This window comes from Sphingomonas sp. GlSt437 (genome assembly GCF_048015635.2).
Taxonomy (GTDB): Bacteria; Pseudomonadota; Alphaproteobacteria; order Sphingomonadales; family Sphingomonadaceae; genus Sphingomonas.
The window spans coordinates 1,149,537-1,168,057 of record NZ_JBPGYA010000001.1 but is presented as its reverse complement, the minus strand read 5'-3'; the positions used below and the strand labels follow the sequence as shown (position 1 = coordinate 1,168,057).

General features: G+C 66.5%; 16 protein-coding genes. 12 read left to right on the top strand and 4 right to left on the bottom strand.

All coding sequences use genetic code 11. From position 1 onward, the window contains the following. Window position 1: 1 nt before the first annotated feature. Window positions 2–886, bottom strand: a complete 885-nt coding sequence (gene lgt, locus ACLB0R_RS05785) for a prolipoprotein diacylglyceryl transferase (protein ID WP_416642390.1) — start codon at window positions 884–886, stop codon at window positions 2–4. Between the two features lie 65 nt (window positions 887–951). Between lgt and ACLB0R_RS05780 the strand changes: the two genes are divergently transcribed. From ACLB0R_RS05780 to phbB, 4 genes are read left to right on the top strand one after another with little or no spacing between them, the layout of a single operon-like run. Next, window positions 952–2,661, top strand: coding sequence for a class I adenylate-forming enzyme family protein (locus ACLB0R_RS05780; protein WP_416642389.1), 1,710 nt, complete (start codon window positions 952–954; stop codon window positions 2,659–2,661). A gap of 51 nt (window positions 2,662–2,712) precedes the next feature. Continuing rightward, window positions 2,713–4,950, top strand: a complete 2,238-nt coding sequence (locus tag ACLB0R_RS05775) for a xanthine dehydrogenase family protein molybdopterin-binding subunit (RefSeq protein ID WP_416642388.1) — start codon at window positions 2,713–2,715, stop codon at window positions 4,948–4,950. Beyond that, window positions 4,947–5,954 carry a ferrochelatase gene (gene hemH / locus ACLB0R_RS05770; RefSeq protein ID WP_416642387.1) on the top strand — a complete coding sequence of 336 codons (1,008 nt, stop codon included), beginning with the start codon at window positions 4,947–4,949 and terminating at the stop codon, window positions 5,952–5,954. The genes ACLB0R_RS05775 and hemH overlap by 4 nt, the downstream gene beginning before the upstream one ends. Before the next feature lie 31 nt (window positions 5,955–5,985). Continuing rightward, window positions 5,986–6,708 (top strand): acetoacetyl-CoA reductase, encoded by a 723-nt coding sequence (gene phbB / locus ACLB0R_RS05765; RefSeq protein WP_416642386.1) that lies wholly within the window; start codon window positions 5,986–5,988, stop codon window positions 6,706–6,708. Between the two features lie 193 nt (window positions 6,709–6,901). Here phbB and ACLB0R_RS05760 read toward each other — a convergent pair whose 3' ends face one another. Beyond that, the gene (locus ACLB0R_RS05760) at window positions 6,902–7,336 is read right to left on the bottom strand and encodes a glycine zipper 2TM domain-containing protein (RefSeq protein ID WP_416642385.1); all 435 of its coding nucleotides are present in this window, start codon (window positions 7,334–7,336) and stop codon (window positions 6,902–6,904) included. Window positions 7,337–7,517: 181 nt separating this feature from the next. Here ACLB0R_RS05760 and ACLB0R_RS05755 point away from each other — a divergent pair, with 181 nt between their 5' ends. After that, a complete protein-coding gene (locus tag ACLB0R_RS05755; RefSeq protein ID WP_416642384.1) occupies window positions 7,518–8,510 on the top strand; it encodes an esterase-like activity of phytase family protein in 993 nt (330 codons plus the stop codon). A 5-nt stretch (window positions 8,511–8,515) separates the two neighbouring features. Here the strand turns inward: ACLB0R_RS05755 and rpmB are convergent, their stop codons facing one another. Further along, window positions 8,516–8,806, bottom strand: a complete 291-nt coding sequence (gene rpmB / locus ACLB0R_RS05750; protein ID WP_416642383.1) for a 50S ribosomal protein L28 — start codon at window positions 8,804–8,806, stop codon at window positions 8,516–8,518. 161 nt (window positions 8,807–8,967) lie between these two features. On the opposite strand from rpmB, the gene ACLB0R_RS05745 reads away from it, so the two are divergent. The 3 genes from ACLB0R_RS05745 (at window position 8,968) to ACLB0R_RS05735 (ending at window position 11,147) form a co-directional block, all read left to right on the top strand. Next, on the top strand, window positions 8,968–9,282 hold the full coding sequence (locus tag ACLB0R_RS05745) for a hypothetical protein (protein ID WP_416642382.1): 315 nt from the start codon (window positions 8,968–8,970) through the stop codon (window positions 9,280–9,282). 43 nt (window positions 9,283–9,325) lie between these two features. Continuing rightward, window positions 9,326–9,775, top strand: coding sequence for a nucleoside deaminase (locus ACLB0R_RS05740; RefSeq protein WP_416642381.1), 450 nt, complete (start codon window positions 9,326–9,328; stop codon window positions 9,773–9,775). A gap of 67 nt (window positions 9,776–9,842) precedes the next feature. Further along, the gene (locus ACLB0R_RS05735) at window positions 9,843–11,147 is read left to right on the top strand and encodes a hemolysin family protein (protein ID WP_416642380.1); all 1,305 of its coding nucleotides are present in this window, start codon (window positions 9,843–9,845) and stop codon (window positions 11,145–11,147) included. Window positions 11,148–11,388: 241 nt separating this feature from the next. On the opposite strand, the gene purD is transcribed toward ACLB0R_RS05735, so the two are convergent. Further along, window positions 11,389–12,684: a phosphoribosylamine--glycine ligase gene (gene purD / locus ACLB0R_RS05730; RefSeq protein WP_416643024.1), complete on the bottom strand. Its 1,296-nt coding sequence runs from the start codon at window positions 12,682–12,684 to the stop codon at window positions 11,389–11,391. 10 nt (window positions 12,685–12,694) lie between these two features. On the opposite strand from purD, the gene xseA reads away from it, so the two are divergent. The 4 genes from xseA to ACLB0R_RS05710 all read left to right on the top strand — a co-directional run bounded on the left by xseA (window position 12,695) and on the right by ACLB0R_RS05710 (window position 18,449). Beyond that, the gene (gene xseA / locus ACLB0R_RS05725) at window positions 12,695–14,095 is read left to right on the top strand and encodes an exodeoxyribonuclease VII large subunit (protein ID WP_416642379.1); all 1,401 of its coding nucleotides are present in this window, start codon (window positions 12,695–12,697) and stop codon (window positions 14,093–14,095) included. Between the two features lie 24 nt (window positions 14,096–14,119). Next, on the top strand, window positions 14,120–14,320 hold the full coding sequence (locus tag ACLB0R_RS05720; protein WP_416642378.1) for a DUF2093 domain-containing protein: 201 nt from the start codon (window positions 14,120–14,122) through the stop codon (window positions 14,318–14,320). Further along, the gene (locus tag ACLB0R_RS05715; protein WP_416642377.1) at window positions 14,317–15,258 is read left to right on the top strand and encodes a M23 family metallopeptidase; all 942 of its coding nucleotides are present in this window, start codon (window positions 14,317–14,319) and stop codon (window positions 15,256–15,258) included. Before ACLB0R_RS05720 ends, ACLB0R_RS05715 begins: the two co-directional genes overlap by 4 nt. 248 nt (window positions 15,259–15,506) lie before the next feature. Further along, window positions 15,507–18,449: a TonB-dependent receptor domain-containing protein gene (locus ACLB0R_RS05710; RefSeq protein WP_416642376.1), complete on the top strand. Its 2,943-nt coding sequence runs from the start codon at window positions 15,507–15,509 to the stop codon at window positions 18,447–18,449. Window positions 18,450–18,521: the final 72 nt, after the last annotated feature.

Below are 18,521 nucleotides of genomic sequence, written 5' to 3'. Positions count from 1 at the left end.
GTCAGGCGACGCTTTCTTGGCCCGCCACCGGCTCGACCCGCGCGCGCCGCTGCGCTGCCGTCACGATCAGGTAAATGCCGCCGGCGATCATCGGCAGATCGAGCAATTGCCCCATATGCAGCCCTGCCGTGCCGAGAATCGCGTTATGGGCATATTGCGCATCGGGCTCGCGGAAGAACTCGACAAAATAGCGGCAGCAGCCATAGCCGGCGAGGAAAATGCCGACGAGCTTGCCCGGCTCATAGCGCGCCTTGGTCCGCCAGAAGAAGAACCACAAGATTGCGAAGAGCAGCAGGCCTTCAAGGCCCGCTTCGTAAAGCTGGCTCGGGTGGCGCGCCGGCTCGGGGAAGCCATCAGGCACGGTGTGCGGGAAAACGATCGCCCAGGGCACATCGGTCGGCCGCCCCCACAGCTCGCCATTCACGAAATTGGCGAGGCGGCCGAAGAACAGCCCGAACGGCACGCAGCAGGCGATATAATCATGCACGCGCAGCCAGTTGAGCTTGTGCTGCCGCGAGAACAGGGCGAGGCCGATCGACGTGCCGATCGCGCCGCCATGGAAGCTCATGCCGCCATCCCATAGCCGCAAAATCTCCAGCGGATGCAGGATCATGTCGGGCGCGTAGAACAGCACATAGCCGATCCGCCCGCCCAGGATGACGCCCATCGTTGCGTAGAAGACCAGATCGTCGGCATGGCGCCGCGCCATCGGCGCGCCGGGCTCGGCGAGCAGCTTGAGCAGATACCACCAGCCGACGACGATCCCGGCGATGTACGAGATCGAATACCATTTCAGGCTGAACCAGCCGATCGTGAAGATTCGCGGGTTCAGGCCCAGCTGATCGAAGTGGATATGGGCGTGGGTCGCGACGGTCGAGAGGATCAAGGCTTTTCCCCAGGTTGCGACGCCTCCATAAGGGCGGCAAACGATAAACCCAAGGGGAGAGAATCATGCCGAGCGCGCTTGATCGTCGCATGGACGCCGCAATGGCGGGGCTGGTTGCCGAAGGCGGGATGATGGCGGTCGCGCCGGTCGAGCATCGCGGCCGGACCTGGCCGGCGATCAGCGCCGCGCCGCCCGCGCTGAGTTACTATTTCGCGCATTTCTGCGCCGAGCATGCCGACAAGGAATTTCTCGTCGCCGGCGACGAGCGGCTGACCTTTGCCGAGGTGCATCTTCTGGCGCTCAGCGTCGCGCGCGCGCTGGTCGAGGGCTATGGCGTCAAGAAAGGCGATCGGGTCGGCATCGCGATGCGCAACTCGCCGAGCTGGATCGCGCTCTACATGGGCATCACCATCGCGGGCGGGGTCGCGACCTTGCTCAACGGCTGGTGGCAGGGGCCCGAGCTCGCTGCTGCCATCGCCGATGTCGATTGCGGGCTGGTGTTCGCCGATGGCCCGCGCGTGCAGCGGCTGAACGAAGTGACTGGCGTTGCCGCGCGCATCGTCGCGGTCGATGACCGGCTGCGGCTGCGCGAGGCGCTGATCCACATCATCGATACGGGGAGTCCGGCGGCGGCGCTGCCGATGCTGACCGGCGAGGACCACGCCACCATCCTGTTCACCTCGGGCTCGACTGGCCAGTCGAAAGGCGCGCTGAGCGATCACAAGGGGGTGACCCAGGCGATTTTCAACTACCTCGCCAACGCGATCATGATGCTGCAGCTGTCGACCGAGGACGGCAAGGCGCCGGCGCCGCAGCAGGCGATGTTGCTTAACGTGCCGCTGTTCCACGTCACTGCCGAAGTGCCGGTGCTGCTGCAGAGCTTCGCGATGGGGCGCAAGCTCGTCCTGATGCCCAAATGGGATGCCGAGGAAGCGATGCGGCTGATCGAGCGCGAGCGCGTGACTTATTTCGTCGGTGTGCCGCTGATGAGCTTCGAGATCCTGACGCACCCCAACCGGCACAATTATGATCTCTCCACCGTCACCGATTTCGCCGCCGGCGGCGCGCCGCGGCCGGTCGAGCATGTGCGGCGGCTGAACGAGGAAATGGGTGGGCCGGCGCCGCTGATCGGCTATGGCCTCACTGAGACCAACGGCGTCGGCTGCGGCAATTTCCGCGACAATTACCTCGCCAAACCCAATTCGACCGGCCGCGCCTCGGCGCCTTTGGTCGAGCTCGCCATCCTCGACGGCATGGGGCGGCCGGTGGCGCAGGGCGAGCGCGGCGAAGTCGCGATCCGAACGATCTGCAATTTCATCGAATATTGGGGCAACCCGGCGGCGACGGCGGCCGCGTTCAGCCCTGACGGGTATTTCCTGACCGGCGATATCGGCTATCTCGACGAGGACGGCTATCTCTTCATCGTCGACCGCAAGAAGGACATCATCATCCGCGGCGGCGAGAATATCTCGTGCCAGGAAGTCGAAGCGGCGCTCTATGAGCATCCCGATGTGGCGGAGGCAAGCGTGTTCGGCCTGCCCGACGAGCGGCTGGGCGAAGTGCCGGGCGCGGTGGTGCATCCGCGCGACGGTGCGGCGCTGACGCGTGAGGTGCTGTGCGAGTTCCTGTCGCACCGCATCGCCGCGTTCAAGGTGCCGCAGGTGATCTGGTTCTCCGCCGACTTGCTGCCGCGCCTGGGCACCGAGAAGATCGACAAGGTGTCGCTGCGCGCAACCTATCGCGCGCGCTATCTCTCGGAGCTGGCCGCCGGCTGACCCAATAGCCCATCTGGCGCGGGGCGCGTGGCGCCGCTACAGCGCGAGCCGATGACCTCGGCTCCCCTCCGCCAGCGCCTCGCGACGATCGATCGCCGCACGCTGCTCATCGGCGGCGGCGCGGGGCTGGGGCTGGTGCTCGCCTGGGCAATCTGGCCGCGCGATTATCCGCTCAACCTGACCGCTGCGCCGGGCGAGACGATCATCAACGGCTGGCTCAAGATCGGCACAGACGGCCATGTCGCGGTCGCGGTGCCGCAAGCCGAGCACGGCCAGGGCGTCTACACCGCTTTGCCGCAGATGCTCGCCGATGAGCTCGGCGCGGACTGGCGGACGATTTCGGTCGAGCCGGCGCCGCTCAACCCGCTCTACGTCAACACCATGGCGGTCGACGAGCTGTTCGAGGGGCTGTTCGGCGCGGTGCCCGAAGGCGCGAAGCATGGCCATGCCGCGCGCAACGCGCTGGTGCTGACGGCGGGCTCGACCTCGGTCCGCGCGTTCGAGGACCCGATGCGCGCTGCGGGTGCTGCCGCGCGATCGCTGCTGTGCCAGGCGGGCGCGGCCAAGCTCGGCGTCGCGGCGAGCGCGTGCGACACCAAGGACGGCTTCGTGTTCTCAGGCCAGCGCCGCCTGCGCTTTGCTGAACTCGCTGCCGATGCGGTGCGCTATCATGTCCCCGATCAGTTGCCGATCCGCGATGGCACCGGCGGGCTGTACGGCATCGAGCTGCCCCGGCTCGACACCCCGGCCAAGGTGGATGGGAGTGCCGGGTTCGCCGGCGACGTCCGCCTGCCCGGCATGGTGTTCGCCGGCATTCGCCAGGGGCCGCCGGGCGACACGCGGTTGACGGGCTATGATCGCGCAGCGGCGGCGAAAGTGCGCGGCTTCTTGACCGTGGTCGAGCAGCCCGGCTGGGTCGCGGCGGTCGCGACCGATGGCTGGGCAGCGAACCGCGCGCTGAACGCGCTGCGCCCGCGCTTCGAGACGCAAGGGCCCGTAGTGAACTCGGCAAGCATCGACGCGGCGCTGACCAAGGCGCTCTCGGGTCAGGGCGAGCGGATGGCGGCGCGCGGGGATCTCTCCGCCGTGTTCAAGGGCGCGCGGGTGATCGGCGCCGACTATCGCGTTGGCCTGGCCCCGCATGCCGCACTCGAGCCGATGACGGCAGTCGCGCATTACGACAATGGCCGGCTCAGGTTGTGGCTGCCGACCCAGGCACCCAGCCTGGCGCGGACGGCGGCAGCAGCGGCGCTCGGCATCGGCGAGGGGCGCGTGATCATCCACCCGATGCTGATCGGCGGTTCATTTGGCGCCAATCTCGAGCATGAGGTAGCGGTGCAAGCCGCGATCATCGCGCGCGACGTCGGCCGGCCGGTGCAGCTCACCTGGTCGCGCGCCGAAGATTTGATGCACGATCGCTTCCGTGCGCCTGCCGCCGCGCGGATGACGGCGCGCTTGAATGCCAATGGCCAGATCATCGGCTGGCAAGCGCAGATCGCCGCGCCGGGCACCGGCCGCGAGCTGGCGCGCCGCTTGTTCGATCACGACACCGCCGCGCGCACCGTCGCATCAACCGGCGGCATCGGCGACCCCTATGCGATTGCCGGCGCGGTGCCCTTTTACCGCTTCCCAAGCTTCGCGATCGATCATCACCCCGCTGATATCGGCCTGCCGACCGGCCATTGGCGATCAGGCGCGCACAGCTACACCTGCTTTTTCAACGAGTGTTTCCTCGATGAGCTGGCCCACGCCGCGAACACCGAGCCCCTGTCGTTCCGCGTCGCGCTCGCCGCCGACACCCGGCTGGTGCGCTGCCTGTCGACCGCGACCGCGCTTGGCGGCTGGGAAGGCGGGGTTGCCGGTAGTGGCCAGGGGATTGCCTGCCACAGCTTTCGCGGCAGTTTCATCGCGGTGCTCGCCGAGGCGCATTTCGACGATGGCAAGCCGCAGGTCGATCGGCTGGTCGCGGCGGTCGATTGCGGGCGGATGGTCAATCCCGATCTCGTTCGCCAGCAGATCGAGGGCGGGCTGCTGTTCGGCATGGCGGCCGCGCTCGGCGCGCCGATCGAGATCGATCGCAACCTGCCCACCGCGCGCGGCTACCACGCGCTCGACTTGCCGCGCCTCGCCGACATGCCCGACATCACCGTCGAGCTGATCAAGAGCGAGGCGGTGCCGGGCGGGGTGAGCGAGCTGGCGGTGCCGCCGGTCGCGCCCGCCATCGCCAATGCGCTGCAAGCCTCGGCCGGCTATCGGTTGCGGCAATTGCCGCTGAGTCTGGGCAAATGATGCTGCCGCCCGATCATCCGCCGGTGCCGCGCCCCCGCATCGGCGTGCTGCTGGTCAATCTCGGCACGCCCGATGGGCCCGATGTCACCTCGGTGCGGCGCTATCTCGCTGAATTCCTGTCCGACCCGCGCGTCGTCGAAATCCCGGCGCTGCTGTGGCAGCCGATCCTGCGCGGCATTATCCTCAACACTCGCCCGCGCAAATCGGCGGAAGCTTATGCGCAGGTGTGGCGGCCGGAAGGGTCGCCGCTCGCGGTCATCACCAAAGCGCAGGCGGCAGCGCTGGAGGGCGCCTTCGGTCCAGAGGTGATCGTCGACTGGGCGATGCGCTACGGCAAGCCGAGCATCCCCGACCGGCTCGAGGCGATGCGCGCGGCGGGCGTCGACCGGCTGCTCGTCGCGCCGCTCTATCCGCAATATAGCGGCGCGACGACGGCGACGGTGAACGACCTCGTCTTCGATACACTTAAGGCCTGGCGCTGGCAGCCGGCGCTGCGCACGCTCGCGCCTTATTACGACGCGCCCGAGCATATCGAGGCGCTGGCATCGTCGGTGCGCGCGGGCCTCGCCGGCCTCGATTTCGAGCCGCAGGCGCTCGTCACCAGCTTCCACGGCATGCCGGCACGGACGCTGCTGCTCGGCGATCCCTATCATTGCCAGTGCCAGAAGACGGCGCGGCTGTTCGGCGAGGCGCTGGGCCGCGACGTGACGGTGACGTTCCAGTCGCGCTTCGGCCGCGCCAAATGGCTCGAACCCGCGACCGACGAGACGCTGGAGGAACTGCCCGCCAAGGGGGTCAAGCGCATCGCCGTTGTCGCGCCAGGCTTTTCCGCCGACTGCCTGGAAACGCTGGAAGAACTGGCGATTCGCGGCCGCGAAAGCTTCGTCGAGGCCGGCGGCACCGACTTTGCTTATCTCCCCTGCCTCAATGACAGCGAGACAGGGATTGCCATGTTGCGTGCTTTACTTGCGCGTGAGCTTGCCGGGTGGCTGCCAGCGTCTTAGCGTTGGCGCCAAATCATAACGGAGAGGCTTGATGACACGCGTTGCAATCGTGACCGGCGGCACCAGAGGCATTGGCGAGGCGATCAGCCTGGCGTTGCGCGACACGGGTGTCACCGTTGCCGCCAATTACGCCGGCAATGACGAGCGCGCCCACGCCTTTACCAATCGCACCGGCATCGCTGCGTTCAAATGGGATGTCGCCGATTTCGATGCGTGCCAGGAAGGGGTGAACGCGGTCGAGACGGCGCTGGGGCCGATCGACATCGTCATCAACAATGCCGGCATTACGCGCGACGGCACGCTGCTCAAGATGACCTACCATATGTGGAAGGAAGTCATCGACACCAATCTCGGCGGGTGTTTCAACATGGCGAAGGCGACGTTCCCCGGCATGCGCGAGCGCAAATGGGGGCGCATCGTCAATATCGGCTCGATCAACGGCCAGGCCGGGCAATATGGCCAGGTGAATTATGCGGCGGCGAAGTCGGGCATCCACGGCTTCACCAAGGCGTTGGCGCAGGAAGGCGCCAAGGTGGGCGTAACCGTCAACGCGATCGCGCCGGGCTATATCGATACCGACATGGTCGCGGCAGTGCCGGCGGACGTGCTCGAGAAGATCGTCGCGAAGATCCCGGTCGGCCGCCTGGGTCAGGCGCATGAAATTGCGCGCGGCGTGGCGTTTTTGTGCTCGGAGGATGGCGGCTTCATCACCGGCTCGACGCTGAGCATCAACGGCGGGCAGCATATGTACTGACGGGCGCAGGCCCGCGCGCCGCGGGCCGATGAGCGCAGCGCAGCGCCCGGCACGGCCGGCGGGTCGGGCCTCGCCCGAACCCGGCCGACGGCTTCGCCGTTGGCTCTCCCGCCAAGCCCCACAACAAAAGACCGGCCCGCTCCCACATCGGGAACGGGCCGGCCACCCTCGCTACGCCACGGGAGGGTTGGGCTTAGCGGCGGCAGCGGTTCGCGTCGGCAATCGCGCCGCCCGCGATGGCGCCGCCGGCGGCGCCGACGATGGTGCCCGCCGCGCGGTCATGCCGGCCCGCAACCACGTTGCCGAACAGGCCGCCGATCACCGCACCGAGCAGGGCGCCGTTGGTCGCATCGCCCCGGCAGCGCCGATAATCGTAGCGATAGTCGCGGTAATCGCGATTGTCGTAGCGGCGATAATCATAGCCACGATCATCGTAACCCCGATTGTCATAGCCGCGGTTGTCATAACCACGATAATCACCGCGATAACCGTCATAATCGCGGCCACCATCGTGATAGTAACCGCCCTGATACTGGCCGTAAGTCTGGGCACTGGCGGGCACGGCACCGATGATACCCGTGGTCGCCATCGCGAGCGCGCTTGCGGCAATTGTGATCTTCTTCAACATCGTTCATCTCCTTCGGCAGCTCGTCGAAGCGCCGTGCTTCGAGATTCCCTGTCGTCGTGAGGACTATTTGCTCCAGGCGCGTTGAGCCGATGCTGAATGGCCTCGTTATCTTGCGTTCAGGATCGTTTCGGGACGGATCGGGCCGATTGCGCCGCCCGGAAACGCGCCTAAAGCGGCGGGAATGCGCTTGTTGCTCTCGCTGATCCTGGCCTTGCTGCTCGTCCCCGGCTGGAGCGGGCTCGATCGCAATGCGCCGCTCGATCATGCCGCGCCGTTCAGCCTGACGCCGGTGGTGATTCGGCGCGACGGCGGCAATCGCGTCGGGCAATTGCGTTTCCTGCGCGGCTATCGGCTGACGAGCAACGATCCGGTGTTTGGCGGCTGGTCATCGCTGACCGTGGTGGGGGATCGCTTCACGTTGCTCAGCGACGGCGGTGAGATGTTGCGCTTCAATCTCGACTCGGGAGGCCGTGTTCGGGCGCCCGAGATGCAGAGCCTGCCCGCTGGCCCCGGCACCGGCTGGAGCAAGGAAGATCGCGACAGCGAATCGATGGTGCGCGATCCCCGGACCGGGCAGCTATGGGTGGGGTTTGAGAATTGGAACGCGATCTGGCGCTACGCGCCGGGCTTCGCGCGAGCCGAACGCCATGTCGAGCCGCGTGAGATGGCGGGCTGGCCCCCCAATGGCGGGCCGGAAACGATGGTGCGGCTCAGCGATGGTCGCTTCATCGTCATTGCCGAGCAGACCCGCGACGGCGCTCCGAAGGATCGCCGCGAAGCATTGCTCTTCGATGGTGACCCGACCGAGTCGCGCGCACGTCCGTTGCGCTTTTCCTATGTGCCGCCGCCCGGCGGCTTCGATCCGTCGGACGCGACCGAGCTGCCCGATGGGCGCATCATCCTGCTCAACCGCCGGCTGCATCTGCCCGGCGGCTTTGAGGTGGCGGTAACGACCATCGATCCCAAGGCGATTCGCCCCGGCGGGCGGCTGATTGGCGCCGAGATCGCGCGTTTCGCCGGCGATGTGCTGCACGACAATTATGAAGGGATCGCGGTGGGGCCCGACGCGCAAGGGCCGGTCATCTGGATCGTCTCGGACGATAACCAGAGCATTTCCCAGCAATCGCTGCTGCTGGCATTTAGGCTGGAGCCGGCGCCGCGCGGGCGCCGGTAACCGACTCAGGCCGCGGCCTGTGCCTTCTTGCGAATGTCGCGCTTCAGGCGACGCGCGCGCAGCGACAGATCGTCGTCGCTCGTCTTGAGCAGCCAATTGTCGAGGCCGCCGACATGTTCGACCGAGCGCAGGCCGTGCGTCGAAACGCGCAGCTTGACGCTCTTGCCGAGCGCGTCAGAGATCAGCGTCACATTCTGCAGGTTGGGCAGAAAGGTCCGCTTGGTCTTGTTGTTGGCGTGGGAAACATTGTGTCCCACCTGCCGGCCCTTGCCGGTCAGCTCGCAAATGCGCGACATCGTCGGTAAATCCTGATCTACGGTTGCCCAGAAAGGCCGCGCAGATAGCTGCTTGGGCGCGCGACGTCAACTCTGGATGCCGCAAGAGCGGTAAAAACCGAAGAAACCATTTCGCAGCTTGCCGCGTTACCCGACCAACGATCTGGAACGGGAGAATAACGATGCGAGGGATTTTTGCGCTGATCGGTATCGCCGCGCTGTTGCTTATCGGGGCGATGTCGCTGGGGCTGGTCAACGTCCGGCAGACGCAGCAGGCACAGCTGCCCAATGTCGCACTGCAAGGCGGCCAGGCGCCGGCGTTCAAGGCGGACGTCGCCAATGTGACGGTCGGGACTGAGGAAAAGACGGTGAAGCTGCCGACCGTCGCGCTGCAGGAGCAGAAAGTTGCCGTGCCGGCGATCAAGATCGATCGGCCAACGGGTGCGGCCACGACCGAGACGGCGCAGAATAGCGCGGACGGCGACACCCGCAACTAAGCCACTGGCGGCGCGCGCGTCGCCCCGCCATATCGGACACGCGATGTTTCCGCTGCCCGACCCGATGCGCCGCGCGCTCGATGCCGCGCATGCCGCTGCCCGCAAGGGCGAAGTGCCGGTCGGCGCGGTGGTGATGCTGGGTGACAGCGTGATCGCCACCGCCGCCAATGCACCGCGCGCGCTGCACGATCCGACCGCGCACGCTGAGATGTTGGCGATTCGCGAGGCGGCGGCGGCGCTCGGCCGCGACCGGCTCGATGGCTGCGACTTGTGGGTGACGCTGGAGCCGTGCGCGATGTGCGCCGGCGCGATTGCGCTCGCGCGGATCGACCGCGTCTATTACGCCGCGCCCGATCCCAAGGGCGGCGCAGTCGAGCATGGCGCGCGGGTCTTCGCGCAACCGACCTGCCATCATCGCCCGGAAGTGTTCAGCGGTATCGGTGAAGGAGAGGCGGCTGGGTTGTTGCGCGATTTCTTTGCCGAGCGGCGCTGATCGCGCCCCGACGCATGCGGTTGTCGCCGCCGGCAAAGTAAGGCAAAGCAGGCGCGCAACAGGCGCCATGCAACCGCTTCCTCCTTTTCCCTGGATCGACGTCGCGATCATTTTCGCGCTCATCATCGTCAATGCCGGCTTCGCCATGTCGGAACTCGCGATCGTTTCGGCGCGCAAAGCGCGGCTGGAGGCGATGGCGCGCGCGCATGTGCGGGGTGCGCGGACCGCGATGATGCTGGCGGCGGATCCGGGCAAATTGCTCTCGACCTCGCAGATCGGCATTACGCTGATCGGCATCATCTCGGGCGCTTATTCGGGCGCGAGTCTGGGCGAGCCGACCTCGGCGCGGCTGGCGCTGCTCGGCTTCGGGCCGAAGACCGCCGAGACGCTGGGCTTTGCGCTCGTCATCGGGCTGACCACCTATGCCTCGCTGGTCGTCGGCGAACTCGTGCCCAAGCAGATCGCGCTGCGCAACCCGGAGCGGATTGCCGCGGTGGTCGCGGTGCCGATGCGCTGGCTGGCGCGCGCGACCGCGCCGATCGTCTGGCTGCTCGATTCGACCAGCCGGCTGCTCTTCGCGCTGCTGCGGCTCACCCGCGAGGCCGATGACGATGTGACCGCCGAGGAATTGCACCTGATCGTCGCCGAAGCCTCCAAATCAGGTGTGATCGAGGAGCATGAGCGCTCGATCATCTCGGGCGTGGTGCGCTTAGCCGACCGGCCGGTGCGCGAAGTGATGACGCCGCGCACCGATGTTGAATGGCTCGATGCGACGCTCGATGAGGCAGGCGTCCGCGCGGCGCTGGGTGCGGCGCAGCACAGCCGCTTGCCGCTGGGCGAAGGCTCGATCGACAATATCATCGGCGTTGTCCAGGCGCGCGACGTGGCACAGGCGCTGGTGGCCGGGCGGCCGCTCGATCTGCTGGCGCTGCGCCGCTCGGCGCCGGTCGTCGTCGACCAGATCGACGCGATGGACGCGCTCAACACGCTGCGCGCCGCCGACGTGCCGATGGCGCTGATCCATGACGAATATGGCCATTTCGAAGGCGTGGTGACGCCGGCTAACCTGCTCGCCGCCATCGCCGGCGAATTCGCGTCGGACAGCGGGCCCGACGATGCGCCCTGGGTAGTCGAGCGCGACGACGGATCGCTGTTGGTCGCGGGGCAGATGCCGGTCGATCTGCTCGCCGAGCGGCTCAATCTCGATCTGCCCGAGGATCGCGATTATGCGACGGTGGCGGGGCTGGCGCTGGCGGTGCTCAAGCGTCTGCCAGACGAAGGCGAGAGCTTTGCCGAGCAGGGCTGGCGGTTCGAAGTGGTCGATCTCGACGGCCGGCGGATCGACAAGCTGTTGGTCAGCGTCGCGGCATAGTGGTACGCTTTCACCGCGCCGAACGCTTATTAGGACCTTGGAGCCGATCGATGCCGAAAAAGGATCTCGAGGGGGAACCATTCGATCCCGAGCAGGAATCGCACTTCTACGCAACCATGGTGCGATATTTTCCAGAATTGGACTGGTGGAGTCGATGGAATGACCGCGACGGTCCTGCGGAACCGGTCGAGGGGCCTTTGCCTCGATCCGGCCCGTTAAGCGGTGGCGCTATCGTTGCCAGTCAACGCTCGCGCGAGTTCGGCCCGTCCTGACCGTTGATCCCTTCCCGCGCCACTTCCCGCCAGCCAATGTCGCGGCGGTAGAAGCCGGTGGGGAAATCGATCGCGTCGACCGCGCGATAGGCGGCCCCCTGGGCCTGCGCGACAGTGGCGCCGCGCGCGGTGACGGCGAGGACGCGGCCGCCGCTCGCGATTAGCGCGCCGTCCTTGAGCGCCGTGCCCGCCTGAAACACGATCGCACCGGTTGCCTCCGCCGCGTCGATCCCCGCAATCGCGCCGCCGGTTTGCGGCGTGCCGGGATAGCCCTTGGCCGCCATCACGACCGTCAGGGCGACATCGTCGGCGAAGCGCGCCGCCGGTTGCTCGCCAAGCCGCCCCTCCGCCACCGCCAGCATGATGTCGAGCAGATCGCTTTCCAGTCGTGCCATCAACACCTGGCATTCGGGGTCGCCGAAGCGGGCGTTGTACTCGATCAGTTTGGGGCCGTCCGCCGTCAGCATCAGCCCGGCATAGAGCACGCCGGCAAAGGGCGTCCCCGCGGCCGCCATCGCCGCGACGGTGGGCTTGACGATCTCCTCGATTGCGCGCGCTTCCAACTCGGGGGTCAGCACGCGCGCGGGGGAATAGGCGCCCATGCCGCCGGTATTGGGGCCGGTATCGCCCTCGCCGACGCGCTTGTGGTCCTGCGCCGAGCCGCAGGTCATGATCGCGGTGCCGTCGGTCAGCACGAATAGGCTGGCTTCCTCGCCCTCCAGAAATTCCTCGATCACGGCAGCGCCCGGCCCGGCGAAGATCGCGTCGATCGCCGCTTCCGCCTCGGCCATCGTCATCGCCACCGTCACGCCCTTGCCGGCGGCGAGGCCATCGGCCTTCACCACCACCGGCGCGCCGAACCGGGCGAGCGCGGCGCGGGCGGCGTCGAGGCTCGCAACCCGCTCATACCCCGCCGTCGGAATGACGGCGCGCGCGCACAAATCCTTGGTGAAGCCCTTGGAACCCTCCAATTGCGCCGCCGCCGCGCTTGGCCCGAACACCGCGATGCCCGCCGCGCGCAGGTCGTCCGCCAGTCCCGCAACCAGCGGCGCTTCCGGCCCGATCACCACCAGCCCGATCGCGTGATCCGCGCAGAAAGCCACCACTGCCGCATGATCCGTCACATCCAGGCTTGCGAGCCGGGCGTGGCGCGCTATCCCGGGATTGCCCGGCGCGGCATGGAACGTGCCCAGCCGGGGCGATTGCGCCAGCTTCCACGCCAGCGCATGCTCGCGGCCGCCCGATCCCACCAGAAGGACGTTGATCAACTCTGCCATGGCCACTGACTTCCCCGAAGCGCGCGGCCGGCTGGTAGCCGAGGTGGCGCCCGGCGACAACGCCGCGCCGATGAGCGTGAGCGAAGTCGCCCAGCGGCTGAAGCGCGTCGTCGAGAGCGAATTCGGCCATGTCCGCCTGCGCGGCGAGATTTCTGGCTATAAGCGCGCCGCCTCGGGCCATGCCTATCTGGCGCTGAAGGACGAGGGCGCGGTGATCGACGCGGTGATCTGGAAAGGCGTGGCGGGTTCGCTGCCTTTTGCGCCGCAGGACGGGCTCGACGTGATCGCGACCGGCAAGCTGACGACGTATCCCGGTCGTTCCAAATACCAGCTGGTCATCGATCGGCTCGAGCTGGCGGGCGAGGGCGCGTTGATGGCGCTGTTCGAGCGTTTAAAGGCGCAGATTGCGGCGGAGGGGCTGTTCGCCCCGGATCGGAAGAAGCCGCTGCCCTATCTGCCGCGCGTGATCGGCGTGGTGACATCGCCGACCGGCGCGGTGATCCGCGATATCCTGCATCGCCTCGCTGATCGTTTTCCCAGCCATGTCGTGCTGTGGCCGGTGCTGGTGCAAGGCGAGGGCGCGGCCCGGCAAGTTGCGGCGGCGATCCAGGGTTTCGACGCGCTGCCCCCCGATGGCGCGGTACCGCGTCCCGACCTCGTCATCGTCGCGCGCGGCGGTGGCTCGATCGAGGATCTCTGGGCATTCAACGAGGAGCCGGTGGTGCGCGCGATCGCCGCCTGCCGCATCCCGATCATTTCGGCGGTCGGGCATGAGACCGACACGAGCCTGGCCGATTTCGCTGCCGATCGCCGCGCGCCGACCCCCACCGCCGCTGCCGAAATGGCGGTGCCGGTGCGCGCCGATCTGATCGCGACCGTCGAGGGCCTCGGCACCCGCCTTGATCGCCAGATCCGCCGCCAGATCGAGCGCGGGCGCGAGCGGCTGGCGGCAATGGCGCGGCTACTCCCCCGGCGCGATGCGCTGCTCGGGCCCCAGCGCCAGCGGCTCGACGACGTGGCCACGCGCCTTGATCGCGCGCTCGCAGATCGGGCCAGCCGCGCGCGCCGCGAGCTTGATCGCACCGGCGCCATCCTGCGCCCGGCGATGCTCGACCGGCGGCTGGAGGCAGCGCGCGCGCATCTCGATCGGACCGCGCGGCTCTTGGAGGCGGTCAATCCCGATGCGCTGCTCCAGCGCGGCTATGTCCGCGCCTCGGCCCGCCCCGGCGGCGCGGTGCTGACCAGCGCCGCGGCGGCACGCGAGGCCGGCACGCTCACGCTGCATTTTCGCGATGGCCCGCTCGACGCGCGGGTTGAGGGTGCGACCACCAAGCCTTATGACAAGCCGCAGACCAAATCGGGGCCGGCCGCGCGCGCCGACCAGCCGAAACTGCTTTGACTTGTCGCTACCCGAGTAATGCCGATGCTGATGTCTGCCAATGATCGCCCCGCCCGCCTCCACTATATGGCGAACGGCTTTCGCGTGCTTGCCCCCGGCGATCACGTGCTGTGCGCGGTGACGGGCGAACGCATTGCGCTTGAGGAACTGCGCTATTGGAGCGTGCGCCGGCAGGAAGCCTATGCCAGCCCCGAAGTCGCGACGCGCGCCATGGCGGGGCGATGAAACGCGCGAGCCGATCGGCGTTGCTGGCGCTGACATCGGCCGCCATGCTTGCCCAGCCGGGCACATCGCAGCCGGCGCCGACGCACGTGACGACCGCCAAGACGATGCCGGCCTTGCCGCCGCTCGATCCTCGTCCGCAGCCCGCGACGAAGCGCGCCACTCCAGATGCCAATGGCTTCATCTTGAAGGGCCCGATGACGCAAGGCGGCGCGATCATCGGCCACGCGCCCGCCGGCACCGTCGCGCTGAGCCTGGATGGCGCACCGGTGCCGTTGACGCCCGACGGCCGCTTCCTGATCGCGTTCGATCGCGACGCCAAGCCGATCGCGGTGCTCGTCGCTCGGCTTGCCTCGGGGGGCGTCGTTACCGATCCGCTGACGATTTCGCCGCGCGGCTGGGATATTTCGCGGCTGCCGACTTTGCCCAAATACCCCGTGCCCGAGCCCGAATTCGCCAAAATCCGCCCGGCCGAGCTTGCCCAGATTAATGCCGCGCGCGCGATGGTAACCGATGCGCATGGCTGGGACCAACCGTTCCTATGGCCGGCGCTGGGCCGCATCTCGACGCTGTTCGGCTCGCAGCGCATCTTCGCCAATGGCGAGGCGGGCAGCTATCATTCGGGGACCGATGTCGCGGTGCCGATCGGCACGCCGGTGTTCGCGCCGGCCGATGGCGTTGTCATCCTGGCGGCGGACCATCCCTACAGCCTCGAAGGCAATCTGCTGATGGTCGACCATGGCATGGGCCTGTCGAGCGCGTTCCTCCACTTGTCGCAGATCGAGGTTAAGGTCGGCGAGCATGTGAAGCGCGGCCAGGAAATCGCCCGATCGGGCATGACCGGCCGCGCCACCGGCCCGCACCTCCACTGGAGCCTCAAATGGCGGGAAGCGAAAATCGACCCGCTGCTGATGGCGGGGCCGATGCTGGGACTGCATTAGTAGTATCCACAAGTCCCCGTAATTTAATTACAAAATTCTAATACGTAATTACCGGGACGGAGCTGTTGCACAATTGCTACAGCTCCCATGAAAGCGCTAGTGCCGCTTCGGCCACGCTTTACACGTCGATTCCTGCCCGCCATCAGTCGACCATCAGCGAAAAGGGCGGTTTCCGCCCGGCTCGATTGTGCTTGGCTTATTTGGCGTCGATCAATCGATCGACATGCCTAACGGGAGGAAAAGTTACCGTGAAGAAATCACATCTCGCGCGCACGCTCAGCATGGGCTCCGCGCTGCCGGCCCTGGCGCTGGCGATGAATGCCGCGCCCGCGTTCGCGCAGGCAAAGGCCGATCAGCCTGCCGCCGCCGATGACTCTGCCGATGCCGGCAAGGAAATCATCGTCACCGGCACGCTGATCAAGAATCCCAACCTGTCGTCGTCGACGCCGGTTAGCGTCATCGGCGAGCAGGAAATCACCAAGCGGTCGCCGAACACGGTGGAAGAGTTGCTGCGTCAGGTTCCCGGCGTTTCGCCCGGCATCGGTACGCAGGTCAACAACGGCTCGAACGGTCTGAACACCATCGACCTTCGCGGCCTTGGCGTGCAGCGCAACCTGGTGCTGCTGGACGGCAATCGCCTGGTCCCGTCGCGCGCCGACGGCGCGGTTGACCTCAATGCGATGCCGCTCGCGCTCATCTCCAACGTTCAGTTGCTGACTGGCGGCGCATCGACGACTTATGGCGCCGACGCTGTGTCCGGCGTGGTCAACTTCATCACGCGCAAGGACTTTACCGGCCTCGATTTGCGCTTCGCCAACCGCATTCTCGGTTCGGGCGATGGTTACGGGTTCCGTGCCGACGTGACGGTCGGCGCCAATTTCGCTGACGATCGCGGCAACGCCGTGATCAGCTTCGGCTACACCAAGATCGACCCGGTTTATCAGGTGCAGCCGTTCTCGCTCTTCGGCATCAGCAGCACCACTGGTCGCGCTTCGGGTGCCTCGTTCACCTCGGTGCCGACGACCATTTCGTTCCCGACGGCCGACTTGCAGGTTGATCCGACCAGCTCCTCGCTCGTCCCGCAGTATCAGGGCTTCAACTTTAACCCCTACAACATCTTCCAAACGCCGCTGAACCGGAAGAGCATCTACGCCGCAACGACGTATGACGTTGCCGATGGCATTCAGTTCTACGCGCGCGGCACCTTCTCGCAGAATGTCGTCCGCTCGATCATCGCGCCGTCGGGCGTGTTCGGTAACGCCCTGACCATTCCTGGCCAGAACCCCTATCTGAACACAACGATCCGCAACCAGCTTTGCACGGCCAATGGCATCGCGCTCGGGCCGACGTGCGACAACAACCCGGCGATTCCGCTGCCGGCCGTCTATCGTCGCTTGGTCGAACTCGGGCCGCGTATCGGTAACTACGAAACGCAGCTTTATGATGCGCGCATCGGGACGACCGTTGACATTGCCAAGTGGGTGAAGTTTGACCTGCAGGGCAGCTATGGCCGTTCGGAGCAGACGCTGACGCAGTCGGGTTATGTCATCAACCCGCGCGTTCAGCAGGCGTTGAACGCGACCAACACCACGTCGTGCACCGTCACCACCGGCAACTGCGTGCCGATCAACCTGTTCGGTCAGGCCGGCAGCATCAGCCCGGCGCAGGTTGCCTTCGTCCAGGGTCAGTCGACCACGCGCATTAACACGTCGCTCGCGCAGATCCATGGTCTGTTCACGGGTGAGGTGTTCACGCTCCCCTCGGCGAGCAAGGCGATCAACTACGCTGTCGGCGCCGAATATCGCGATTACAACTATGAGCGTATCCCGGATGCGTTCGCGCAGGATCCCTCGACGCTCGGCGGTGCTGGCGGTGCGGTTCTGCCGTTCGCGGGTGGCTATGACGTCAAGGAAGTGTTCGGCGAAATCCTCGCCCCGCTGGTGAGCGACAAGCCGCTTCTCAATGATCTGACCGCGGAAGCCGGCATTCGTTATTCGTCGTACAACATCCGCGCGGCAGGCAACCCGCACTTCAACACCACCACCTACAAGTTCGGTGGCAGCTGGACGCCGACGTCGGGCCTCAAGTTCCGCGCGAATTACCAGCGCGCGGTACGTGCCCCGAACATCGGCGAATTGTTCTCGCCGACCGCAACCGGCCTCACCAACCTGACGACGGATCCGTGCGCGGGCGCGGCTCCGACCACCAACGCCAACCTGGCGAATGTCTGTCTTGCTCAGGGCGCTCCTGCGGCATCGATCGGTTCGATCCAGAACCCTTCGGCTGGACAGGCCAACGCGACGTTCGTGTATAACCCGGCGATCCGGCCCGAAAAGGCCGACACCTTTACCGTTGGCGCCGTGTTCACGCCTGATCGGCTGATCCACGGTCTGACGGTGTCGGTCGATTATTTCGACATCAAGGTGAACAACGCCATTACCTTCGCCACGCCTGGCGATGCCATCTCTGCGTGCTTCGGCAACGTGACGGCTGCTTCGGCAACGTCGGCGGCCTGCACGGTGATCCGTCGTAACCCCAGCAACGGCCGCTTGAGCGGTTCTGCTGCGAATACGCCGGGCCTGTTGCTGGTCGAGTCGAACCTGGGTCGCTTGGCTACTGACGGCATCAACTGGAGCGTTGGCTACAAGAACAAGCTCGGCAAGGTTGGCCTCGATCTGACCTGGGACGGCGTCTGGACCGATCACCTGCGGTTCCGGGCTTCACCGGCGTCGCTGAACCGTGAATGCGTTGGCTATTACAGCGTCAACTGCGGTCCCAGCCTCGGCCAGATCCTGCCGGCGGTAACCTGGAACCAGCGGACCACGCTGTCGGCGTTCAACATCAGCGCGTCGCTGCTGTGGCGCCATATCTCGCCGGTGAACTATGAACCGGCGGCTGGCACGCTGTTCTCGGGAACTGTGACCAACGCGTCGGGTGCCAACTCGGCGCTGGCGGGCCAGACCTTCAACTTCAACCACATTCCGGCGTACGATTATTTCGACCTGTCGTTCACCTTCGATGTGACCAAGCATTACCAGCTGGTGCTCGGCATGACGAACGTGTTCGATCGGCAGCCGCCGGTGGTTGGTGGCCAGGCCGGGTCGACGACCGCGAACAGCGGCAACACCTTCCCGTCGACCTACGACCCGCTCGGTCGTGCGTTCAGCGCGGCGGTGCGCCTGAAGTTCTGATCGGCATCGGTTTGATTAAAGACGGAAAGGGGCGGTCCTTAGGGCCGCCCCTTTTCATTTGGATCGGCTGGC